This is a genomic window from Pseudarthrobacter sulfonivorans, from assembly GCF_014712225.1.
Lineage (GTDB): Bacteria > Actinomycetota > Actinomycetes > Actinomycetales > Micrococcaceae > Arthrobacter > Arthrobacter sulfonivorans.
In genome coordinates this window covers 125,013-144,965 of record NZ_JACXBW010000012.1, presented here as the reverse complement: position 1 = coordinate 144,965, position 19,953 = coordinate 125,013, and the positions used below count along the sequence as shown (strand labels likewise).

General features: G+C 67.3%; 20 protein-coding genes. 3 read left to right on the top strand and 17 right to left on the bottom strand.

The genetic code is table 11. From position 1 onward, the window contains the following. Positions 1–163: 163 nt before the first annotated feature. The 6 genes from eda to IAQ70_RS16050 form a co-directional block, all read right to left on the bottom strand. Positions 164–793 carry a bifunctional 4-hydroxy-2-oxoglutarate aldolase/2-dehydro-3-deoxy-phosphogluconate aldolase gene (gene eda, locus IAQ70_RS16075; protein WP_190990319.1) on the bottom strand — a complete coding sequence of 210 codons (630 nt, stop codon included), beginning with the start codon at positions 791–793 and terminating at the stop codon, positions 164–166. Beyond that, a complete protein-coding gene (locus tag IAQ70_RS16070) occupies positions 786–2,171 on the bottom strand; it encodes a mannitol dehydrogenase family protein (protein WP_190990318.1) in 1,386 nt (461 codons plus the stop codon). Before IAQ70_RS16070 ends, eda begins: the two co-directional genes overlap by 8 nt. Positions 2,172–2,242: 71 nt before the next feature. Beyond that, complete coding sequence (locus IAQ70_RS16065; RefSeq protein ID WP_190990343.1) at positions 2,243–3,190, bottom strand: PfkB family carbohydrate kinase; 948 nt, start codon at positions 3,188–3,190, stop codon at positions 2,243–2,245. Positions 3,191–3,234: 44 nt separating this feature from the next. Continuing rightward, positions 3,235–4,446: a D-mannonate dehydratase ManD gene (gene manD / locus IAQ70_RS16060; protein WP_190990317.1), complete on the bottom strand. Its 1,212-nt coding sequence runs from the start codon at positions 4,444–4,446 to the stop codon at positions 3,235–3,237. Between the two features lie 106 nt (positions 4,447–4,552). Beyond that, positions 4,553–5,578: an L-idonate 5-dehydrogenase gene (locus IAQ70_RS16055; RefSeq protein ID WP_190990316.1), complete on the bottom strand. Its 1,026-nt coding sequence runs from the start codon at positions 5,576–5,578 to the stop codon at positions 4,553–4,555. Continuing rightward, entirely contained in the window at positions 5,575–6,957 is a 1,383-nt protein-coding gene (locus tag IAQ70_RS16050) for an MFS transporter (RefSeq protein WP_190990315.1), read from the bottom strand. The genes IAQ70_RS16055 and IAQ70_RS16050 overlap by 4 nt, the downstream gene beginning before the upstream one ends. A 150-nt stretch (positions 6,958–7,107) precedes the next feature. Here IAQ70_RS16050 and IAQ70_RS16045 point away from each other — a divergent pair, with 150 nt between their 5' ends. Beyond that, on the top strand, positions 7,108–7,839 hold the full coding sequence (locus IAQ70_RS16045) for a GntR family transcriptional regulator (RefSeq protein ID WP_190990314.1): 732 nt from the start codon (positions 7,108–7,110) through the stop codon (positions 7,837–7,839). Here IAQ70_RS16045 and IAQ70_RS16040 read toward each other — a convergent pair. Genes IAQ70_RS16040 through IAQ70_RS16030 form a run of 3 tightly spaced genes read right to left on the bottom strand, consistent with a single transcriptional unit; the run spans position 7,808 to position 9,794 of the window. After that, the gene (locus IAQ70_RS16040; protein ID WP_190990313.1) at positions 7,808–8,206 is read right to left on the bottom strand and encodes a hypothetical protein; all 399 of its coding nucleotides are present in this window, start codon (positions 8,204–8,206) and stop codon (positions 7,808–7,810) included. The genes IAQ70_RS16045 and IAQ70_RS16040 overlap by 32 nt on opposite strands. Next, complete coding sequence (locus tag IAQ70_RS16035; protein WP_190990312.1) at positions 8,203–9,120, bottom strand: TIGR01777 family oxidoreductase; 918 nt, start codon at positions 9,118–9,120, stop codon at positions 8,203–8,205. The genes IAQ70_RS16040 and IAQ70_RS16035 overlap by 4 nt, the downstream gene beginning before the upstream one ends. Before the next feature lie 17 nt (positions 9,121–9,137). After that, positions 9,138–9,794 (bottom strand): TetR/AcrR family transcriptional regulator, encoded by a 657-nt coding sequence (locus IAQ70_RS16030; RefSeq protein ID WP_190990311.1) that lies wholly within the window; start codon positions 9,792–9,794, stop codon positions 9,138–9,140. Between the two features lie 174 nt (positions 9,795–9,968). On the opposite strand from IAQ70_RS16030, the gene IAQ70_RS16025 reads away from it, so the two are divergent. After that, a complete protein-coding gene (locus IAQ70_RS16025) occupies positions 9,969–10,712 on the top strand; it encodes a queuosine precursor transporter (RefSeq protein WP_190990310.1) in 744 nt (247 codons plus the stop codon). Between the two features lie 168 nt (positions 10,713–10,880). Here the strand turns inward: IAQ70_RS16025 and IAQ70_RS16020 are convergent, their stop codons facing one another. The 6 genes from IAQ70_RS16020 to IAQ70_RS15995 all read right to left on the bottom strand — a co-directional run bounded on the left by IAQ70_RS16020 (position 10,881) and on the right by IAQ70_RS15995 (position 16,454). Next, positions 10,881–11,630, bottom strand: coding sequence for a dienelactone hydrolase family protein (locus tag IAQ70_RS16020; protein ID WP_190990309.1), 750 nt, complete (start codon positions 11,628–11,630; stop codon positions 10,881–10,883). 84 nt (positions 11,631–11,714) lie between these two features. Continuing rightward, entirely contained in the window at positions 11,715–13,064 is a 1,350-nt protein-coding gene (tgt, locus tag IAQ70_RS16015; protein WP_407682599.1) for a tRNA guanosine(34) transglycosylase Tgt, read from the bottom strand. Between the two features lie 33 nt (positions 13,065–13,097). Then, positions 13,098–13,823: an SRPBCC family protein gene (locus tag IAQ70_RS16010; RefSeq protein ID WP_190990308.1), complete on the bottom strand. Its 726-nt coding sequence runs from the start codon at positions 13,821–13,823 to the stop codon at positions 13,098–13,100. Positions 13,824–13,871: 48 nt separating this feature from the next. Continuing rightward, positions 13,872–14,975 (bottom strand): DUF6707 family protein, encoded by a 1,104-nt coding sequence (locus IAQ70_RS16005; protein WP_190990307.1) that lies wholly within the window; start codon positions 14,973–14,975, stop codon positions 13,872–13,874. Between the two features lie 86 nt (positions 14,976–15,061). Further along, positions 15,062–15,601 carry an NUDIX hydrolase family protein gene (locus IAQ70_RS16000; RefSeq protein WP_164202427.1) on the bottom strand — a complete coding sequence of 180 codons (540 nt, stop codon included), beginning with the start codon at positions 15,599–15,601 and terminating at the stop codon, positions 15,062–15,064. A gap of 82 nt (positions 15,602–15,683) precedes the next feature. Then, the gene (locus IAQ70_RS15995; protein WP_190990306.1) at positions 15,684–16,454 is read right to left on the bottom strand and encodes a VOC family protein; all 771 of its coding nucleotides are present in this window, start codon (positions 16,452–16,454) and stop codon (positions 15,684–15,686) included. A gap of 83 nt (positions 16,455–16,537) precedes the next feature. Between IAQ70_RS15995 and IAQ70_RS15990 the strand changes: the two genes are divergently transcribed. Continuing rightward, positions 16,538–17,149, top strand: a complete 612-nt coding sequence (locus IAQ70_RS15990) for a YdeI/OmpD-associated family protein (protein ID WP_190990305.1) — start codon at positions 16,538–16,540, stop codon at positions 17,147–17,149. Positions 17,150–17,206: 57 nt separating this feature from the next. On the opposite strand, the gene IAQ70_RS15985 is transcribed toward IAQ70_RS15990, so the two are convergent. Together IAQ70_RS15985 and IAQ70_RS15980 are read right to left on the bottom strand one after the other, a co-directional pair. Further along, positions 17,207–18,364, bottom strand: a complete 1,158-nt coding sequence (locus IAQ70_RS15985; protein WP_190990304.1) for an ABC transporter ATP-binding protein — start codon at positions 18,362–18,364, stop codon at positions 17,207–17,209. After that, positions 18,361–19,953 carry an ABC transporter permease gene (locus IAQ70_RS15980; RefSeq protein WP_190990303.1) on the bottom strand — a complete coding sequence of 531 codons (1,593 nt, stop codon included), beginning with the start codon at positions 19,951–19,953 and terminating at the stop codon, positions 18,361–18,363. The genes IAQ70_RS15985 and IAQ70_RS15980 overlap by 4 nt, the downstream gene beginning before the upstream one ends.

The following is a 19,953-nucleotide window of genomic DNA, read 5'->3' as shown; positions in this document are numbered from 1 at the left end:
GGTTTCGAGGCGCCGAGGGCCCACGGCAATAACAATCATCAAAAAACACCTCCCCTCCCGCTCCGGTCCGTCGAAGTGAATACCGAACCGGCTCCCACTCTAGCTACCGCCCGGGGCTTTCGCCATGGCTTTCGCGGTGCGGGATCTTGCCGGCACCCGGGGGCTAGTCGCGGCTGAGTCCGGCAGCTTCGCGTGCGAGCCTGGTGATCTGCGCCCAATCGTTGCTTTCCACTGCGGCCTTGGGGGTCAGCCAGCTGCCTCCCACGCAGGAGACATTCGGGAGCGAAAGATAGCCCGGTGCGGAGTCCAGGCTTACCCCGCCGGTCGGGCAGAACTGCACCTGCGGGATGGGTGCTCCGATGGCGGCGAGATAGTCGGGACCGCCGGCAGGGCCTGCGGGGAAGAACTTCATGGCCGTGATGCCCCGTTCCAGGAGCGCCATCACCTCGCCCACGGTGGCCACGCCGGGCAGGATCGGGACGCCCAGGGTCAGCATGTGGTCCAGCAGAGACGGCGTCACGCCGGGGCTCACCAGGAACTGGGCACCGGCTCCCACCGCGGCGTCGGCCTGGGTCGGAGTGAGGATAGTGCCGGCGCCCACCAGGATGTCCGGAACTTCGGCGGCGATGCGCTTCAGCGATTCGAGGGCGCTGTCGGTCCGGAGCGTGAGCTCGATGATCCGCACGCCGCCATCGGCCAGTGCCCTGGCCACGGGAACGGCATGCTGTGGGTCGGCGATGGTGACTACGGGAATTACGGGGGAAACGTGCAGGACGCTGGTTGCGTCAGCCATGGGTGATCTCTTTTCTCAGGCCGTCCAGCCCGTCGGTGTCGATGACGCGGTACCAGTGCGTGAGCAGGTCCGTGAAGGTGGTGTTGGCCGCGAGTTCGGCGTCGAAAATGCTTCGCACGCCCAGCAGCGCCGGAACCACGCTTGCGGCGGAACGCTCCGCCGGCAAGGCCGCCTGGAGTTCAGCGGCGAGGGGATCGTTCAGCGCATCCGCGGCGGTGGTGGCCACGTGGTGCATCCACGCGGCAACGGCGAGGGCTGCCCACCGCGGTGCGCGGCCGGCGTCGAGGTTTGCCCGGACCGTGGTCAGCAGCCGCAGGCCGATCTTCTGCGAGCCATCGCTGCCCACCTTGGCTGTGGTGTGCCCCAGCGCCGGGTTGGCGAAGCGTTCCAGGACCTGGGCGCAGTAGGTGCCGCCGTCCAGGCCGGCGGGGAGGCTGATGGTGGGCAGGGCGTCCTCAGCCATCATCCGGCCGCAGGCTGCACGGAAGGCGTCCTCGCCCACGGCCTCGCTGATGGTCACCTTGCCGGTGGCCAGGCCAAGGTAGGCGAGCATGGAGTGGCTGGCGTTGAGCAGGCGGAGCTTGGCCGCCTCCCATGCAGCGACGTCGGTGCTGAACAGCGCGCCGGCTTCCTCCCAGGCGGGCCGGTCACCGGCGAAGTTATCCTCGATGACCCACTGCATAAAGGGCTCGGCCATCACGGCGGCCTCATCGCGGAGGCCGAGTTCATGTTCGACGGCGTCAAGGTCACCGGCCGTGGTGGCCGGCACCATCCGGTCCACCATGGTGCTCGGGAACGTGACGTTGGCGTCCAGCCAGGTCAGCAGGGGGCCTGATTCTGCATCCGGCAGGGCGGCGGCAAATGCGCGGACCAGGGTGCCGGTCAGCTCCCCGTTGCCCGGCAGGTTGTCGCAGGAGACCACCGTGAGCGGTCCTCCGCCGGTACTGGCCCGCTGCTGGATGCCCCGGGTGATCTGTCCGATGGCTGTCTGCGGCGGGTTGCCGGCGAGGTCGGCCTGCACCTGTGCATCAGTGGTGTTGAGGGACCCGGTGTGCGGATCAATCCGGTAGCCCTTCTCGGTGACGGTCAGGGTTACCACCTGCGTGGTGGCGGCGGCGATCCGGTCCACGACTTTTGCGGGATGGTCCCGGCCGGAGATGGCCTCCACAATGCTGGAGACCACATGCAGCGGAGCCGCCCCGTTGCCGCGCTCCGCGACCGTGAACAGTCCGTCCTGCGGTTCGAGTTGGCGGGCGACGGTTTCCGAACGCTGGGTCACGCCAACGATTCCCCAGTCCGACGAACCGGTGGCGAGCATGGCTTTTTCGGTGAACACCGCGGTGTGGGCGCGGGCGAAGGCACCCAGGCCAAGGTGCACAATGCCGGGCCGGAGCGTGCCGGGGGCCAGCAGCGGCCGCTGGACACCCGTGGCGGCGAGGGAGGCTGCGCTTAGGCGTGTGATGGCTGCACTCCTTCGCCTGCCGGGGCGGCACCGGAGCCGGCGGTTGCGTGGGCCCGCGTCTGCTCGAAGGTGGGGATGAACCCTGTGCCGCCCTTGCCGCCTACCACCAGCGACGCCGCCGCCGCACCGTACCGGGCAGCCACGGGAAGGCTGTCGCCCAGGACCATCCGGGCGGTCAGGGTGCCCACGAACGCGTCGCCGGCCCCGGTCTGGTCCACTACTGCGGGCGCCGGGATGGAGTCGATCCACGTGCTCTCCCGGCCTTCGCCGTCGAGCTGGATTCCGTCTGCCCCGCAGGTCACGGCGACGTTGGCAGCGCCGAGGCCGCGGAGTTTCGCAGCGGCCTCGGCGGCTGTGGAGCAGCCGAGGAGCGCGGACGTTTCGCCCGGGAACGACGGCGTCACCAGGAAGGTGCGCGGCGCGAGCAGCAGGAGTGCCGCCGTCGCGTCCTCCACGGACGTGAGCCGGGGGCGGAAGTTCGGATCGAAGACGAAGCGCTGGCACAGCCCGGCGGCCTTCACCACCGCCGCTCGGGAGGATGCCGAAATGGCGCAGGCGATGCCGCCCGCCACCACGGCCCCGGCGGCTGAAAACACACCAGGGTCAACGTCGTCAGGGCCCAGGCTGGAGCCGACGCTGCCGCTGCGGGCGTAGGAGAACTCGCGCTGCCCGTCGGGGTCGCAGTGCACCAGGTACACGCCCTGCTGGCCGGTCCGGAATCTCAGCAGGTCGGGGTCAATGCCGAGCTCCACGATCCGGGCGGCGATGGCCTTGCCCAGGTCGTCGTCGGTCAGCACCGACAGCAGGCCAACGCGGGCGCCGGCTGCGGCCGCCGCGGCGGCAACGTTGAGGGCGTCCCCGGAAATGCCGAGTTGGGCCGGCACGCCGTGGGCGAACGCGACGTCGGTGGCTACTTCAACGAGGATCTCGCCCATCACCACGACGTCGAACGGCGCGGCGGGTCTTTGGGTTGGGTTGTTCACCAGTCATGCACCGATCCGTCGAGCCGCCGGTTGATCGGCAGGTATTTGGGGTCAAAGGGGAAGCGGGCGGCGGCTTCCTCGTTGAACTCTACGCCGATGCCGGGTGCGTCGCCCGGGTGCATGTAGCCGTCGTTGAAGGTGTAGGAAGACGTGAATACTTCGTTGGCGGGCTCCCGGTGGCCCATGTATTCCTGGATGCCGAAGTTGGGGATGCTCATGTCCACGTGCAGGGCGGCCGCGAACGAGGCCGGCGAAAGATCGCCCGCGCCGTGCGAGCCGGAGCGCACCCCGTACAGGTCCGCGAGGGAGAAGATCCGGCGCAGGTGCGTGATGCCGCCGGCGTGCGAGACGGAGGTTCGAATGTAGTCGATGAGCCGTTCGGTGATGAGCTGCTGGCAGTCCCAGATGGAGTTGAAGACCTCGCCCACCGCGATGGGTGTGGTGGTGTGCTGGCGGATCAGGCGGAACGCCGACTGGTCCTCGGCCGGCGTCGGATCCTCGATCCAGAACGGCCGGTACTCTTCCAGCGATGTGCCCAGCCGCCCTGCCTCGATCGGTGAGAGGCGGTGATGGACGTCGTGGAGGACGTGGACGCCGTAGCCGAATTCCTCGCGGACGTGGGCCATCATCCTGGGTGCGAAGTCCAGGTACGCCGACGTCTCCCAGGTGTCCTCCTGCGGGACGTTGCCGCTGGCGGGCTCGTACATCTTCCCGTCCACCGGTGCAATGCCGTAGGTCTTCTCCAGTCCGGGCACGGCCGCCTGAACGCGGATGGCTTTGTAGCCGAGGTCCAGATGGTGCTGGAAGTCGGCGCTCAGGTCCTGCAGTGTGGCTCCGCTGGCGTGGCCGTAGACCATCACACCCTCGCGGGCTGCCCCGCCGAGGAGTTCGTAGACCGGCATGCCGGCGGCCTTGCCTTTGATGTCCCAGAGGGCGACGTCGATGGCGGCGATCGCCGTCATGGTCACCGGGCCGCGGCGCCAGTAGGCGCCCTTGTAGAAGTACTGCCAGGCGTCCTCGATCCGGCGCGCGTCCCGGCCGATCAGCAGCGGGCAGAGGTGCTCGGACAGGTATGACGCCACGGCCAGCTCGCGGCCGTTGAGGGTGGCGTCGCCGATGCCGGTGATGCCGTCCTCGGTTTCAATAACGAGCGTGACGTAATTCCGTCCGGGCGACGAAACCACTACCCGTGCGTCGGTGATCTTCACTGGTTGGTCCTTCAGGTGTGTGGGATGGGTGCAAGTAGGTAGCAGCAGATGCCGTTATGAGCCGTCAAAACGACATCTGCTGCTACTCAGTTGGGAGAGTGGGGGGTCAGCTGAGCTTCAGCATGACTTTGCTGCTGCCGGAGGCAGGATCGCCGAACACGCGCATTGCTTCGGCTGCCTGGTCGATCCCATACGTGTGCGTGATGACCGGGGAAACATCAAGGCCTGCGGCCATGGCTTTGAGGGCGTCGCTGATCTCGTCCACAAAACGGTAGGAGCCGATCCAGGTGATTTCGCGCGTGACCAGGTCACCCAGGGCGGCCGGGGCGGGGGCTCCGGGCAGGTTTCCGACCTGGATGAGGGTGCCGCCGCGTGCCGTGGCGCGGAGGACGCCGCCGAGCACCGCGGGAATCCCGGAAGCCTCGAAGACGAGCTCCATGTCCTCCGGCAGGCTGCCGCCGCCGGAGACGTTCCGGAGCTCATCTGCGCCCATGGCCTTGGCGATCTGCAGCGCGGAGTCGTTGATGTCGGCGGCGATGACGGTCCGGGCGCCGGCGAATTTGGCCGCTGCCACCACCAGGGAGCCGATGGGTCCGGCCCCGTTGACCAGGACGTCCCGTCCGGTGAGGTCGCCGGCGCGGCTGACCGCGTGCATGGCGACGGCGAGCGGTTCGGCCAGTGCGCCGTGCAGTGTGCTGACGCCGTCGGGCAGCGGCCGGATCTGGGAAACCCGGGCGAGCTTGCGCTCGCTGAAGCCGCCGTCAGTGTGCGGATCGAAGGCCGCGGAGCCGAAGTACCGGATCTGCGGGTAGAGGTTGGTCCTGCCGGCCAAGCGGGCCGGCATGGTGCCGTTTCCCACCAGTTCGGCAGGGTGGACGGTGACGGGCTGGCCGATCTGCAGGTCTTCGACGCCGGCACCGAGCTGGGCGATCCGGCCGGCCACCTCGTGGCCGAGAACGAGAGGCGACTTCAGCGCGGCAGTCCCGGAGGCCCCGTGACGCCAGTACGAAAGGTCAGATCCGCAGATGCCGCCCCATTCGACGTCGAGCACTACCTCTCCGGGGCCGGCCACCGGCTCCGGCCGCTCGTCGATCCGGAGATCGTTGGCGCCATGGACGACAACGGCTTTCATACGGCGTCTTCCAGGCGGACCATGTCGCGGCCACGGACCTCAGGACCAACGAAGGCCGAGATGAGGGTGATCAGCGAGTAGGCGATGAGCATCGCAGCCAGCGGCCACCAGTGACCGGTGATCGCCGTGAGGGTGGCGGCCAGTAGCGGCCCGATGGCCGTGGCCAGGATCCCGCCGATTTCCTTGGCCAGCGCGAGCTGGGTGAAGCGGGTACGGGCGCCGAAGAACTCGGCCATGGTGACGCTTTCCATGGCGAAGAGGCTCAGCACGCCCAGGTTCAGTCCGATCACCATGGCGACGGTGATGAGGGCGGTGTTTCCGCTGGTGACCATCAGCATCATGGGGATGGCGAACAGTGCGGTCAGCGAACTCAGGACCAGGTAGAGGGGCCGGCGGCCGAAGCGGTCACCGAGCAGGCCCATGATCGGGATGGTCACGAAGCCGAGCAGGGAGCCGTACATGATGGCGGTTGTGCCGACGCCCTTGTCCACCAGGAGGACGGTGGCGAGGTAGCCGACCAGGAAGGTCTGGACGAGTCCGGAGTTGCCGGCCTGCCCGAACCGCAGGCCGAGGGCGATCAGGAAGGCCTTGCCCTTGCGCTGGTGCAGTGCAGCTTCGATGGTGCTGGTCTTGGCAAGTTCCTCAGCCGCGGCGATCTCGCGCTTGGACAGTGCAACACCGTCGACGACGTCGGCGCGCTCTTCGAAGACGGGGCTTTCCTTGAGGGAACGGCGGACCCAGACCGCGAAGATCATCAGCACGAAGCTGAACAGGAAGGGAATGCGCCAGCCCCAGCTGAGCAGGTCCGCTTCAGAGAGGGTGGAGACGAGGATTGCCCAGATGGCGGAGGCAGCGAGGGTGCCGGAGTTCGTACCCAGGCACACGAGGGAGGAGATGAGGCCGCGGCGGCGGGCGGGAGCGAACTCAGCCAGCATCACGGTGGCTCCGGCGATCTCGGCACCGGCGCCGAAGCCCTGCGCCAGGCGCAACGCGACCAGCAGGATGGGGGCCCAGATGCCGATCATCGCGTGGGTGGGAAGAACGCCGATCAGCGTCGTGGAGGCGCCCATGAGTGCGATGGTGATGAACAGGACCTTCTTGCGGCCGATCCTGTCACCCATGCGGCCGAAGTAGACGGCGCCTGCCAGACGGGCTACGTAGCCCACGCCGTAGGTTGCCATGGCGGCGATCAGGCCAATGATCGGGCTGACGTCGGGGAAAAAGAGCTTGTTGAAAACGATGGCTGCTGCCAGCGAGTACAACTGGAAGTCCATGAATTCCATGGCGGTTCCCAGCCAGCCGGAGACGGCGACTTTGGCCAGTTCACGGGTGGGTTTTTCTTCTGGCTTGGTGGTGGGCGGCGCGATGCTTTCAGTCATCTAATGCTCCTTTGCAGGCGATGAAAAACGAAGGGGAGGAAGGGGGAGAAGCTGGGCTGACGTTCCGCACGTGTGACCGCCAGCACCCCGTTTTGCTACTACCATACAAGCACTACCATTCTAGTGTGTCAAGGGTAATAGACTGGAGCCATGGCAACCGAGAAACGCGGCACGGGACAGCAGCCGCGGCTGTCCGTCCGGGACCAGACCCTGGAAACGCTCAGGCGTCGCATCATCTCCCTGCAGCTCCCCCCGGGCGAGCCGCTCTCGGAGAACGAACTGGCGCAGGAGCTGGGCGTGAGCCGGACCCCGGTGCGGGAGAGCCTGATCCTGCTGCGGGAGGAAGGGCTGGTCCACGTCTTCCCCCAGATCGGTTCGTTCGTCTCCCTCGTGGACCTGGCGCGGGTATCGGAGGCGCAGTTCGTCCGGGAGGCCATCGAATGCGCGTCCCTGAAGGACGTTGCGGTGGACGCGGCCGGCCTTGCGGGCCTGCGGGAGATTCTGCAGGGCCAGTCAGTTGCCGAGGCCAACAGCGACGTGGAGGAATTTTTCCGCCTGGACGAGGATTTTCACCGCGAACTCCTGCGGCTGGCGGGCCATGAGTCGGCGTGGGCCGCCGTCAACTCGGCCAAAGCGCACCTGGACCGCGCCCGGCGCCTGAGCCTGCTGGATGCCAGGCCCATCGCAACGCTGATCCAGCAACACACCGCCGTGGTGGACGCCCTGGAAGCGAACAACCTGGCCGACGCCGACAGCTCTCTCCGCCTGCATCTGCGAGGCGTATTTGAGGATGTTCAGCGCATTCAACAAGCCACGCCCCAGCTATTTTCCGACGGTGCTTCTGCGCGGCCTAGCCGCCGAAGCGTGGCTCGCCTGGCCTGACGAACTCAACTTCGTCATGCGTGGTCACGAGACGGACCACCGCCAACCGTCCGATTGCGGCGCAAACGCCGGTCCACAGGACCAGACCCCACATGGTGTACCAGCGGCCGCCCAGCATAAAGATGAGCGTGAGCGCACCGGTCACCAGTCCAACGCCTGCGATGGCCGCGATGTGCAGCAGCTGGTCCCGGACAGGCCGCATCAGGATGCCGGTGGCGAGGGCGAGCGGCATGCCGAGCAGGAGCGCCGCGGCGATACCGAAAACGTAACCCGTCGCCCCATGCAGAACGCCGAACAGAAGCACCGTGATCCCGGCGCCGAGGAGGAAGGCGCCGGGGCCGAACGTCACGCGGATCGGCCGGTTCACGGTCTTCCTTTGGCGATGCTGAGAAGCGCGCGCCCCAGCTCCGGCTGCCGGAAGATGAACCCGGCATCGATCAGTTTTTGCGGCTGCACCCACCGGCTCTTCAGCACCAGTTCGGTTTCGGTGCGGATCAGGACCGCGCCCAGACGGAGCAGCCACGCAGGTGTGGGAAGGCCAAGCCTGGCGCCATAGGCCCTCCGGACCATGCGCATCAGTTCACGGTTGTCCACGACGTCCGGGGAGGCCACATTCACCGGGCCGGAGATGTCGGTCCGTGCGTGCAGGAAGCGGACGGTGCGGTACAGGTCCTCCACGTGGATCCAGCTGAATTTCTGGTTGCCGTGGCCCATGTGCCCGCCCAGGCCGAGCCGCGCCAAAATGGCGAAGGGCCGCAGGGCGCCGCCGCCCGGGCCCAGGACGATGGCGATCCGCAGCGGGATTTTTCTTGTGCGTGGTGTGTCCGCCGCGGCCAGGGCGGCTTCCCAGGCGCGCGCCACGTCCACGGAAAAACCGCTGCCGAGTTCGCCGCCGGACTCTGTTTGGGGCCGGTCGTCCGCGTGCCGGTAGATGGTGCCCGTGCTGGCATTGAGCCAGGACGACGGCGGCGCCTGGCAGTGTGCCAGGGCGCGGCCAAGCGCCGAGGTGGCGGCCACACGGGAATCGAGGATAGCCGCTTTGTTCCGCGCGTTGTAGCGGCAGTGGACCGACCGTCCGGCGAGGTTCACCAGGAGGTCGGTGCCGTCCAGCACCCGGGCGATGGCGCCGTCGTCGTTCCAGCCTGCCGCCGTCGCCGTGTCCGCCGTGACCCGGCGGCCGATGGTGCGGACCGCCCAGCCGTCCCGCTCGAAGCGCGCGCGGAGGTACTTGCCGATAAAGCCCGACGCTCCGGCGAGGACCACGGTGTGTGTTTTGGTCATTTGTTCCCCCATGGTGTTCAGTTGCGGATGCTGCGGCTAAGGCTGAGGACATCGTCCAGCACCTTGTTGACGCCCGGAATTTTTGCGAGCAAGAGCCCCCGGGCGATCAGCGGGACGGCTCCGTCCACGAGTTTCCGGGTGCGGCGCTGGCCTTCGGAGGTGTCGTACACCCAGAAGAGCGCGATCCCCATGTAGCCCAGCCACAACAGCTCCGGCAGATCCGCGCGCAGCTTCTTCGGTGCCGGCGGACTGGAGCCTTCAACCGCCGCGCGGAAGATGCCCAGCGAGGCTTCACGGGCCGCCGTCGACTCTCCCGCGAAGGGGTTGACGGGTGACGTCGGCCGGATGGCCGTGGCCACGAAGTCGGCCCCGAAGCGGTGGTAGGGCGCCATGACGTCGAGGCCTGCGTGCAGCGTGGCCCTCAGCCTGCTGCCCAGGTCCTTCAGGCCTTCGAGTGCCTCGTCCGCCTTGGCTGCATGCTCGGCCTGCACCTGGACGTAGAGCTCCTGGACCAGGTCGTCCTTGGAGGCGAAGTAGTAGTACGCGTTGCCCACCGAGACGCCGGCCTCCGCTGCGATGGCCCGCATGGTGGTCTTCTCAAAGCCAATCTCGCGGAACATGCGCAGTGCCACGTCCGCCAGATGTTGCCTGGTCTGTTCGCTCTTGGCTGCCACTATGTTCCCCTTTTTGAACGCGTTCAGAAGTGAGTGTACAGGGAACTGAACGTGTTCAAAAGCCCGCGATCGGCTTTGGGTGGGAGAATGACGTGACAGTGCTAATACAGCCGGTTCCGCACAATCTCCAAATGTCGCGGAAACCCGAGCGAACCACTATGAACGGACACCCCCATGCCTTCCCCCTCAGGCCCGCACGCCCTGCCCGCCACCAGCCCCGCACGCACGGCCGCGAAATTCGCATCCATCGGATCGCCCTACTTCGGCATCATGCTGGCCTTTATGGCCGTGGTGCTGATCCTGTCCAACATCGGCGCGTCCAAGGGTGTGGCGATCGGCCCGATCATCACCGACGGCGGCTTCTTCCTTTTCCCGCTGGCCTACATCCTGGGCGATGTCATCAGCGAGGTTTACGGCTTCAAGGTGGCACGCAAGGCCATTTTCACCACGTTCGCACTCTCCGTGTTCGCCTCAATCTGCTACTGGGTGATCATCGCCCTGCCCGGCTTCGACGACGAGTTCGGCGCGGGCAAGCAGGCGGCGCTGGAGGGTGCCCTGGGCCCGGTTCCGCAGATTGTCCTGGCCTCGCTGCTGGCGTTCCTGGCCGGGCAGACCATCAACTCCTGGATCCTGGTGAAGATGAAAGCCCGTTCCGGGGAGAGGTCCCTGTGGGCACGGCTGATGGGCTCGTCCGGCGCTGGCGAGTTCGTGGACACCCTGATCTTCTGCAGCATCGCCGCCTCCGTCATCGGCATCGCCGACTTCGGCATGTTCGTGAACTACGTGGTGGTGGGCTTTGTCTACAAGACCCTCGTGGAGTTCCTGTTCGTTCCGGTGACGTCGCTGGTGATCGGCTGGATCAAGAAGCGCGAACCCAGCTACGGCGTCCTGACAGCAGCGGTGACCAACGCCGCGTAGCTGCCGCATCCATTGTTCCGTAACGGCCGTTTTGAGCCTTCAAAAGGGCTGAGGGCCCACGCCGGCAGGGTTCCCTGGCCGAGCTTGCGAGGTTAGGGTGCCGGTGGGGATCAACCGATGGGGTGCTGCCCCGGCGTGACGACGGCGGACCGCACCTAAAGCGCTGGCTCAGCCCTTCAGCGTCCCGTCGAGGAGGGCGCGGAGTTCGGTGAAGTGGCGCTCCGTGGCCTCGGCGTGGAACATGGCGGTGTCCGCCATCGTGTAGCCGTGCGGCGCTCCGGCATAGATCTCGTTGGAAGCCTTGAGCCCGGCGGCGTCGAGGGCCGCTCCCAGGCGGGCGACGGCGGCCGGATCCATGCTCTGGTCATGGTCGGCGTGGCCAAACACGAACCGTGCCCGCGCCTTGCCGAGTCCCAGGTGCGGGCTGTCCGCGGCGTCGCTCGCGAGCCCGCCGCCGTGGAAGCCGCCGCACGCGGCGATTACCTCGGGGTGGGCGGTGGCGGTACGCACCGCGAGCCGGGCGCCCATGCAGTAGCCGAACGTACCGATCGGAGCCGGTGCGACGCCGTCGAGCGCTGTCAGCGCCTTGACCCACGCGTCAATGTCCGGCAGCGCCTTGTCAGGGGTGAGGTGGCCGACCCGCGGGAACGCTGCCTTGCCGGCGGCGGCGCGGCCCTCCGGAGTGGTCATGTCCAGGTCCGGCGCGAGTTCCGCGGCGGTCCCGTCCCGGTAGAAAACGTTGGGCGCCAGGACCACGTAGCCCCAGTCGGCGATGCGCTGAGCCATGTCCTCGATGCGCGGACGCAGGCCGAAGGCGTCCATGTACAGGATGACGCCCGGGAACGGGCCGGCGCCGGTGGACGGGCGGGCGACGAGGGCTTCGGCGGGGCCTGCTGCGGCCGGGATCTCGATGAGCATCTGGTCAGGATAGCGGAGGACGACGGCGGAACTCGCCTTCGGGCGCGCCGCGCCACCCGGGATCCGGGCCCCCGGGATCAGCGCTCAGGAGTAATACTGCGCGAGCGTCCCGGCCTTGAACTCGAAGAAGGTGCCGGCCTCGATGGCCAGCCGGGCGTCGTCCACCATCTTCACCACGAAACGCTCGTTGTGGATGGAGATCAGCGTGGCGGAGAGCATCTCCTTGGCCTTGAACAAATGGTGGATGTAGGCGCGCGAGTAGTTGGCGCAGGCGTAGCAGTCGCAGCCTTCCTGCAGGGGCCCGAAGTCGCGCTTGTACTTGGCGCCGGAGAGGTTGTACCGGCCGGTGGGGGTGTAGAACGCGGAGTTCCGGGCCACGCGGGTGGGGGAGACGCAGTCGAAGGTGTCGGCGCCGTTCTCGATCGCCGTGAAGATGTCGTCCGGCTCGGAGATTCCCAGCAGGTGCCGCGGCTTGTCCTCAGGCAGTTCCTCGTTGCACCAGCGCACGATGGTGCCCAGGTTCTCCTTCTCCAGGGCTCCACCGATGCCGTAGCCGTCGAAGTTCATGGCGCCCAAGTCCTGGCAGGCCTTCCGGCGCAGGTCCTCGTACTGGGCGCCCTGGATCACGCCGAACAGGGCCTGGTAGGGCTTCCCCTCGCGGGAAGCGGTCAGCCGGAAATGCTCGTCCAGGCAGCGCAGCGCCCAGAGCCGGGTTCGCTCCAGCGATTCCTCCTGGTAGCCGCGGGAGTTCTGCAGGGTGGTCAGCTCGTCGAAAGCGAACATGATGTCCGCCCCGATCTGGTGCTGGACCTGCATGGAGATCTCGGGCGAGAACCGGTGCCGGTCGCCGTTCAGGTGGGACTTGAACCAGACGCCGTCGTCATCAATGTGGGCCAGGCGTTCCTTGCCGGGGGCGACGGCGTCGTCCGGGCCCGAGCTGTCCACGGACTTCATGTCGATGACCTTCTTGAACCCCGAACCCAGGCTCATCACCTGGAACCCGCCCGAGTCCGTGAAGGTGGGGCCCGACCAGTTCATAAACGCGCCCAGTCCGCCGGCCTCGTCCAGGATGTCCGCCCCGGGCTGGAGGTACAGGTGGTAGGCGTTGGCCAGCAGCGCCTGCGCCCCGAGCTCCGCCATCGATTCAGGCAGCACCGACTTCACCGTGGCCTTGGTCCCGACGGCGATGAAGGCCGGGGTACGGATCTCGCCGTGCGGGGTGGTGATGGTGCCGGTGCGGCCCAGGAACTCGCCGCCGTTGGCCGCCACCTTGGCGGCCGACGGCGCACAGCTTTCGGCCAGCCGGGTGCCAACGGTGAAGGAGAACTGGGACTGTGCAGCGGCAGACTGCCCGGCGACTGCCACTCCGGCGGCGCCTCCTGATGCGGCGGCAGGGGGGTCAGCGGGCAGGGCGGAGGCGGGGTTGGCTGGCACGGTTCCAGTGTGCCAGCAAACCGCGCCGATCCCTCAGTTGGCCGCCTTCTCTGTGGGGTAGTTCTCAGCCCGCCAGCCGTCCCAGGACGCCTGGATGGACTCCAGCTTGTGGGCACCCAGGTCATAAGTCGAGGCAATTACCATGGCGCCGCCGTCGGGCCTGATCTCCTCGATGACCGGCTGGTCCGCGACGATCAGCAGGCCGTCCCCGTGCCCGGCGTAACTGTGGACCGTGAGCCCCACCTGGTGGTTGGTGCGGTACCAGACCTTGCCGGAGATTTCCTCGCCGGTGGCGAGCGTCAGCTGGTACGGCTCGCCGGGCTTGGGCACATCGTTGAGCCCCAGCTTGTCGATGACGGAGCCCTGTCCGCCGGGGAACTCGAAGAACAGGGTGTGCCGGTTGCCGTGCGGGTGGTGTTCCAGCGCGAAACGGAGCTGCTGGAGGAATGTCAGCCAGCCTTGGGTGATGTCCTCGTCCCACGCGGCCCACTCGGAATTGTGGTCCAGGGCCGCCCGCGTGACACTGACCAACGTCCCGCCGGACACCGGCTTGAGGTCGAAGACGTCACCGCCGTTGGTGGTCAGGCTGGTGTGGTCCGGAGCTTCAACGACGCCTTTGCCAAAGTAGATCTGGTCGATTTCGGCCGCCAGTTCATCGGCCTCCCAGCCGTGCCACTGCGCCACCTTGGCCGGTTCGCGCAGCATAATCCAGACCTGCGGCGCATCAGCATTGATCAGTACGCTCAGATTGTTCGTCATAGCCACGAATCTACAACTCCGGCGAAGCCCCGGGTAGGGGCACTTTGTTCAGGCCCGGACGGCCTCGAGCTCGTTGCTGATCCGGCGCTGCAGTTCGCCGAGGCCGATCGTCTCAGAACCTCCATGGGCCCGCAGGAAGAGCAGGGACTCGAGCCGCAGGAGCCGCCATTCCCGCTCGGCCTCGTGGTTGGAGTTGTCGATGGAGCGGAAGATCTCTTTGTCGTACAGGTTGGGCTCGTTCAGGGAACGCTGGCGCACTTTGGCGTTCATGCGCGCCTTGAAGGGGTCCGTTTCCTGGTTCTCCGGCGTGCGCAGCAGCTTTTCGTAGACCTCGGCGCGGTCTTCCTGCCGGTCCTGACGGCAGATGTAGCTGGACAACGCGAGGGACGCCTCCACTGAGGCCCACCGGCCCGGGTTGCCGTCGAACGGCAGGACGTTGAGCAGGTCCGCTACCGCCAGCGCGCCCTCAGGGTCCTTGAGCGTGACGAACAGTTCATGAGCGAGGTCGCTGAGGTCCTTCAGGCAGCTGCCGGACTTGAAGTTGATGCCCTTAGCCAGCTTGTCCGCCAGCAGCAGCACACCCACGGCGTCCGGGTGGGCTTCGGCGGCAGCCTCCACCACAGCTTCCGGGGTACCCTGCGGCTCCGGAATCCGCGCGAGCTCTTCCGCGGAGGGGCCACTCACCGCGGGCGGGATGGCAGGCTGGGGAGGTACGACGACGGCGGGTGCTGCAGGTGCGGCCTCCCCGGCTGCCGGGAACTGCTTTCGGGGCTGCTCGTCCCCGTGCGTTCCGGTATTTGGTGTGTCCTCGTCAGCCGCCGCGCCTCCGGGCGCTTCCCCTGCGGTTTCTGCCCCTCCGGGACCTTGCGCTGACACCGGAAGCAGGGTGACGCCGTCGGGCGCTGCCTCAACGGCGGCGTTGCTGGCAGAGGTGTCCAGGATTCTGACAGTGGAGCCGGCCGCGACGCGGATGGTGCCGCCGCCGGTGAGGTATGCCAGGACCACCGCGGGGGTCCCGAAATCGTCGGACTCAACCTCGACGCGCTGGATTTCGGCGGTGCGCCCACCATCGGGCAGGAGGAGCTCATCGCCGGAAGTCAGAGATCCAGCCTGCTGTTCGCTGTAGTGTCGTGCGGCTGGGGTTTCGGTCATGGGGGTCCTTAAATTCTCTTGCGGTCCGCCCTACAGTCTACAAAGCAGGGCGCACCAAGTCCGGGACGCCGGGGATCCCGCGGGCGTCAGAAGCCCACTCCGGCAAAGGCCAGCGCCTGCCGGACCAGTGCGCCGCGGCCGCCGCTGAATTCGAGCTGCACACCGGGGCTGAGCACTTCCTCGGGGGTCATCCAGGTCAGTTCCAGGGCGTCCTGGCGGGGCTCGCATTCGCCCGTCACGGGGATGACGTAGGCCAAGGACACGGCGTGTTGGCGGTCGTCGGTGAAGCCGGTGTGGGACGGAGCCGGGAAGTATTCGGCGACCGTGAAGGGCACGGGGCTGATGGGGAGCTGCGGAAACGCGAGCGGGCCCAGGTCCTTCTCCATGTGGCGCAGAAGCGCGCCGCGGATGGTCTCCCGGTAGATCACCCGGCCGGACACCAGCGACCGGATCATGTTGCCGTCTTCATCGGCCTGCAGCAGCGTGCCAACCTCGTTCACGAACCCCAGGGGATCCAGCCTGACCGGAACGGCCTCCACATAGATCATGGGAAGCCTCCCGCGGGCCTCGAAGAGGTCTTCCTCGGAGAGCCAGCCGGGATTGGGGTCAGGAGTGCGAACGTTCATGGTTAAGTTCTACCCCATGGACACGTGCCGGCCGGCGAGGGGTGAGCTCTCAGCGTAAACCGGCGCCTTTAGCGCCGAGATGTCACCGGTCAGTTGGCCGATGGGATATCCAGAGCGTAGAGGGGACATGCTGGGCGGAATCGGGGCCCGGGGCGGTAGTGGCCGCCCCGTCCGGGCTGGGGGCATCCGGGTTGGCGACGTGCAGGGTCCGGCCGAAGGCCTCCTCCGTTTCGGTGACCTCAATGCCGGCCGCGGTGAGCCGGGCGCGCAAGGCGCCCAGATCGCCGTCGTACTCAAATCCCAGGCCTGAGCGCGGCCCGCCCGACGCCGGGCGCACCATCAGCACGCCGCCGTTCTTGGCGGTAAAGTCCGCGGTTTCATCGGCGTCCGGAACCGGACGGAACCTGGCCCCGATGTCCTGCAGCGTCATGGCGGCCGCACCGGGATCTGCGGTGAACCAGACGCCGACGACGGTCACCGCGGAATCGGAGCCCGCGCTGTTCACCTCTCGGGAGCCCGGATCCGCCAGGAACGTGAAGCCGTCCCGGCCGGTGATGCGGCACGACTCGCCGTGGTCCGCAGTGATGAGGTCCGCCGTGGTGTTGCCCGCTTCCTCCGCGGAAAGGCCGGTGCGCCGGGCAAACTCGGCGAGGTCGCCCACTTCGACGCCGAACGACGTGGTCCCGTCCTCGGGGGAGCCGGGCTCGGTGGCGTGGAGGGCCAGCCGGCCGGAGCCGGCGTCGAACTCCCGCCACGGTCCCTGATCAACCGTCTTGACCAGGCCCAAGGCTGACAAGAGTTCTTCCCACTTTTCCGGGCGGGAGGTGAAGTGGACGGGCCTGACACGCAGCATGGGTTTCTCCTCGAATCCGGGACAGCGCAACTACCGCCATCATGCCACCTCTTGAAACCGCCGGCACCGTGCAGAATAGGGCCATGGCGATTGAACTTGAGGAATTGCTGGTGCCGGATGCGGCCGCGTGGCGGACGTGGCTGGAAGCCAACCACCGCGACAGCCCGGGCGTCTGGCTGGTCCTCCACAAGAAGGGCGGCGGTGTCACCGAGCTCGACTACGACGCCGCGCTCGATGAGGCGCTCTGCTTCGGGTGGATTGATGGCCAGGTCATCAAGCGCGACGCCGGGAGCTACAGCCAGCGCATGACCCGCCGCACAGCCAAGAGTCCTTGGTCAGCCCGGAATGTTGGCCATGTTGTCCGGCTGGAAGCCGAGGGCAGGATGACCGACGCGGGACGGGCCGCCGTCGAAAGTGCCAAGGCTGATGGCCGCTGGGAGATAGCCTATGGCGGGCAGGCAACCGCAGAGGTTCCGCCGGATCTGGCCGCGGCGATCGCCGCCGTCCCCGAGGCCCAGGCCATGTTCGATGTCCTGACGTCCGTGAACCGGTATGCCCTGATCTACCGGACGAACTCGGTGAAGCAGGCAGCCACGCGGGAACGGAAGATTGCCGGTTATGTGGAAATGCTGGCCCGCGGCGAGACGCTGTATCCGCAGAAAAGAAAACCCGCCGAACACACCCCGCCCAACTAAGTAGCAGCAGATGCCGTTTTGAGCGTTCATAACGGCATCTGCTGCTACTTAGTTGGGTCAGTCATCCATGGGGAACGCCACGGCTTCGCCCACCACGCGCAGGCAGAGCTCCATGCCCGGCCGGGCGATGGAGGCGTTCCAGTGCCGGATGGTGATGACCTCGCCGCCGCCCGGGTAGCGGTGGTCGATGCCATCAGCCAGCTCGGGGGGCACGGCCAGTTTGAGCCGGACGGTGGTTTCGGGGCCGAAGTAGTCGGTATCCACCACCACGCCGCGGATGGGACCATCCTCGGCGATGCGGATCTGCTCGGGCCGCAGCATGAGCTGCACGCGTCCCTGGGACGGCGGCCTGCGGACCGGAATTCCGCCCAGTGAGCAGGTGGCCAGGGACCCTTCCATCCACGCATCGAGGATGACGGCGTCGCCCAGGAATTCGGCCGTGGCGCGGTCGGCGGGGCGGGTGTACACCACAAACGGGTTGCCGATCTGGGCCAGTTTGCCGCCGCGCATCACGGCCACCTGGTCCGCGAAGGACAGCGCTTCCGCCTGGTCGTGGGTGACCAGGATGGTGGTGACGCCGGCTTCGTTCAGCACTTTGGCCACCGCCCGGCGGGTCGCCACCCGGAGGCCTGCGTCCAGGGCGGAGAACGGCTCGTCCAGCAGCATCAGTTCGGGTTCACGGGCCAGTGCCCGGGCCAGCGCAACACGCTGCTGCTGGCCGCCGGACAGCTGATGCGGGCGCCGTTTGGCCATGGCGGGATCCAGCGACACCATCTCGAGCAGTTCACTGATCCGGCCGGCCACTGCCCGGCGGCCGCCGGCCAGCTTGGCCGGGTCCAGGCCGAAGGCCACGTTCTGGCCCACCGTGAGGTGCGGGAAGAGGGCGCCGTCCTGGGCAACGTACCCCACGTGGCGCTTATGGGCGGGGAGCCAGACGCCGTCGCCCGCCACCTTGATGCCGTTCAGCGAGATGCTGCCTGTGGCGGGGTGTTCAAAGCCCGCGATCAGGCGCAGCAGCGTTGTTTTGCCTGAGCCGGAAGGACCCACGATGGCGGTGGTGCCGCCCTTGGCCACGGACAGGTTGACGCCCTTCAGCACAGCCTGGGAACCAAAATTCTTGGTGACATCCGTAATCTGCAGGTGGCTGTTGGTGGAAGGCTCCACGGACGGTGCGATCCGCGGTTCCGGTAGGCGGGAGGGGGCTTGTTCGGTCACTGTCCGGCCACTTTCTTGGACTGCTGGAAGAGAAGGTAGGTCATGGGGGCGGAGAGCAGGATCATCAGCAGGGCGTACGGCGCCGCGCCGGCGTAGTCGATTTCGCTGCTCTTGCTCCAGAACTCGGTGGCCAGCGTCCTGGTTCCGTTGGGCGAGAGCAGCAGCGTTGCCGTCAGTTCGTTGGCGATGGCCAGGAACACCAGGGCAGCACCGCCGGCCGCGGCAGGGGCAGTGAGCCGCAGCGTCACCCGGATGAAGGACTGAAGCGGCGGTTTACCCAAGGCCTGCGCGGCCTCATCGAGTTCCTTCGGGGCCTGGGCCAAGCCGGCGCGCAGATTCACGAGGGCACGCGGCAGGAACAACAGGACGTAGGCGGCCACCAGCACCCCGGTGCTCTGGTAGATGCCGGGGACCACCCGGATGCTGACGGTGACAAACGCCAGGCCCACCACAATTCCCGGCAGGGAACTGGTGACGTAGTTGGAAAGTTCCAAGGACTTGCTGAACCAGCTGGGGTGCCGCACCGCCAGGAAAGCCATCGGAAAGGCCACCACGGTGGTCACCACGGCTCCTGCCAGGCCGTAGCCCAGTGTGGCCAGCAGCGCGGGGAGGAACTCGTGCGCCGCCCAAATCGCCGGACCGCCCGCGGCCACCCACCGCAGGACCAGGAACAGCGGCAGCCCGAAAGCCAGCGCCGTCAGGGCAAGCAGGGCGAGCTGGGCCGGCACCTGATACACGTGCAGGGGCAGGCGCAGGGCCTTTGCCTGTGCGCCCGATCCAATCCGCGCATAGCGCGCGCTGCCGCGGCCGCGGACCTCCACCACCAGCAGGATCAGGCAGAAGAACACCAGTACGCTGGCCAGCATGTTGCCCGCCGTACCGTTGAAGGTGGACTGGAACTGGATCATGATCGCCGTGGTGAAGGTGTCGAAGCGGATCATCGCGAATGCGCCGTATTCGGCCAGCAGATGCAGGGCCACCAGCAGTGCGCCGCCGGTCATGGCGATGCGCAGCTGGGGAAGCACCACCCGGAAGAAGACCCGCCAGTTGCCCAGGCCCAGTGCCGCCGCGGACTGTTCGATGGCAGGATCCAGGCGGCTGAGCGTGGCAGCCGCGGGGATGTACACCAGCGGGAAATAGGAGAGCGTGGCAATCAGGACGCCCGAGCCCAGACCCTCCAGGGACGGAACGGCTGACACCCAGGCATAGCTGTTCACAAAGGCAGGGATGGCCAGCGGCGCTGCCAGCAGAACCGCCCAGATCCTGTGGCCACTCAGCCGCGTCCGTTCCACCAACCAGGCACCGCCAACGCCGAGGAAGATGCAGAGCGGGACAGTGATCAGCATCAGCAGGACCGTGTTGAGCAGCAGCTCGCCTACCCGCGGCCGGAAGATGAGTTCGACGGCGGTGTCCCACCCGGTTGCGGCCGTCATGTAGACGACGTACCCGAGCGGGATCAGGGAGAACAGAGCGATTATGACCGCCAGGATGGACACCGTGGAAACGCCGAAAGGCGGGCGGGGGCGTTTGCCCCGGCCCGCCGTCGTCGTGCTCCCCGCGTAAGGGGGAGCCGATAGATCAGAGGTCAC

Bases quoted from the DNA above. Each gene is read 5' to 3' on its own strand.
- IAQ70_RS16065 (WP_190990343.1), bottom strand. From the start codon at position 3,190: ATGGGCGAGATCCTCGTTGAAGTAGCCACCGACGTCGCGTTCGCCCAC.
- IAQ70_RS16020 (WP_190990309.1), bottom strand. From the start codon at position 11,630: ATGCTCATCGAGATCCCGGCCGCAGCAGGCCCCGCCGAAGCCCTCGTC.
- IAQ70_RS16055 (WP_190990316.1), bottom strand. From the start codon at position 5,578: ATGAAAGCCGTTGTCGTCCATGGCGCCAACGATCTCCGGATCGACGAG.
- IAQ70_RS15990 (WP_190990305.1), top strand. From the start codon at position 16,538: ATGGCGATTGAACTTGAGGAATTGCTGGTGCCGGATGCGGCCGCGTGG.
- IAQ70_RS16035 (WP_190990312.1), bottom strand. From the start codon at position 9,120: ATGACCAAAACACACACCGTGGTCCTCGCCGGAGCGTCGGGCTTTATC.
- IAQ70_RS15995 (WP_190990306.1), bottom strand. From the start codon at position 16,454: ATGCTGCGTGTCAGGCCCGTCCACTTCACCTCCCGCCCGGAAAAGTGG.
- IAQ70_RS16050 (WP_190990315.1), bottom strand. From the start codon at position 6,957: ATGACTGAAAGCATCGCGCCGCCCACCACCAAGCCAGAAGAAAAACCC.
- eda (WP_190990319.1), bottom strand. From the start codon at position 793: ATGGCTGACGCAACCAGCGTCCTGCACGTTTCCCCCGTAATTCCCGTA.
- IAQ70_RS16000 (WP_164202427.1), bottom strand. From the start codon at position 15,601: ATGAACGTTCGCACTCCTGACCCCAATCCCGGCTGGCTCTCCGAGGAA.
- IAQ70_RS16025 (WP_190990310.1), top strand. From the start codon at position 9,969: ATGCCTTCCCCCTCAGGCCCGCACGCCCTGCCCGCCACCAGCCCCGCA.
- IAQ70_RS16010 (WP_190990308.1), bottom strand. From the start codon at position 13,823: ATGACGAACAATCTGAGCGTACTGATCAATGCTGATGCGCCGCAGGTC.
- IAQ70_RS16045 (WP_190990314.1), top strand. From the start codon at position 7,108: ATGGCAACCGAGAAACGCGGCACGGGACAGCAGCCGCGGCTGTCCGTC.
- IAQ70_RS16005 (WP_190990307.1), bottom strand. From the start codon at position 14,975: ATGACCGAAACCCCAGCCGCACGACACTACAGCGAACAGCAGGCTGGA.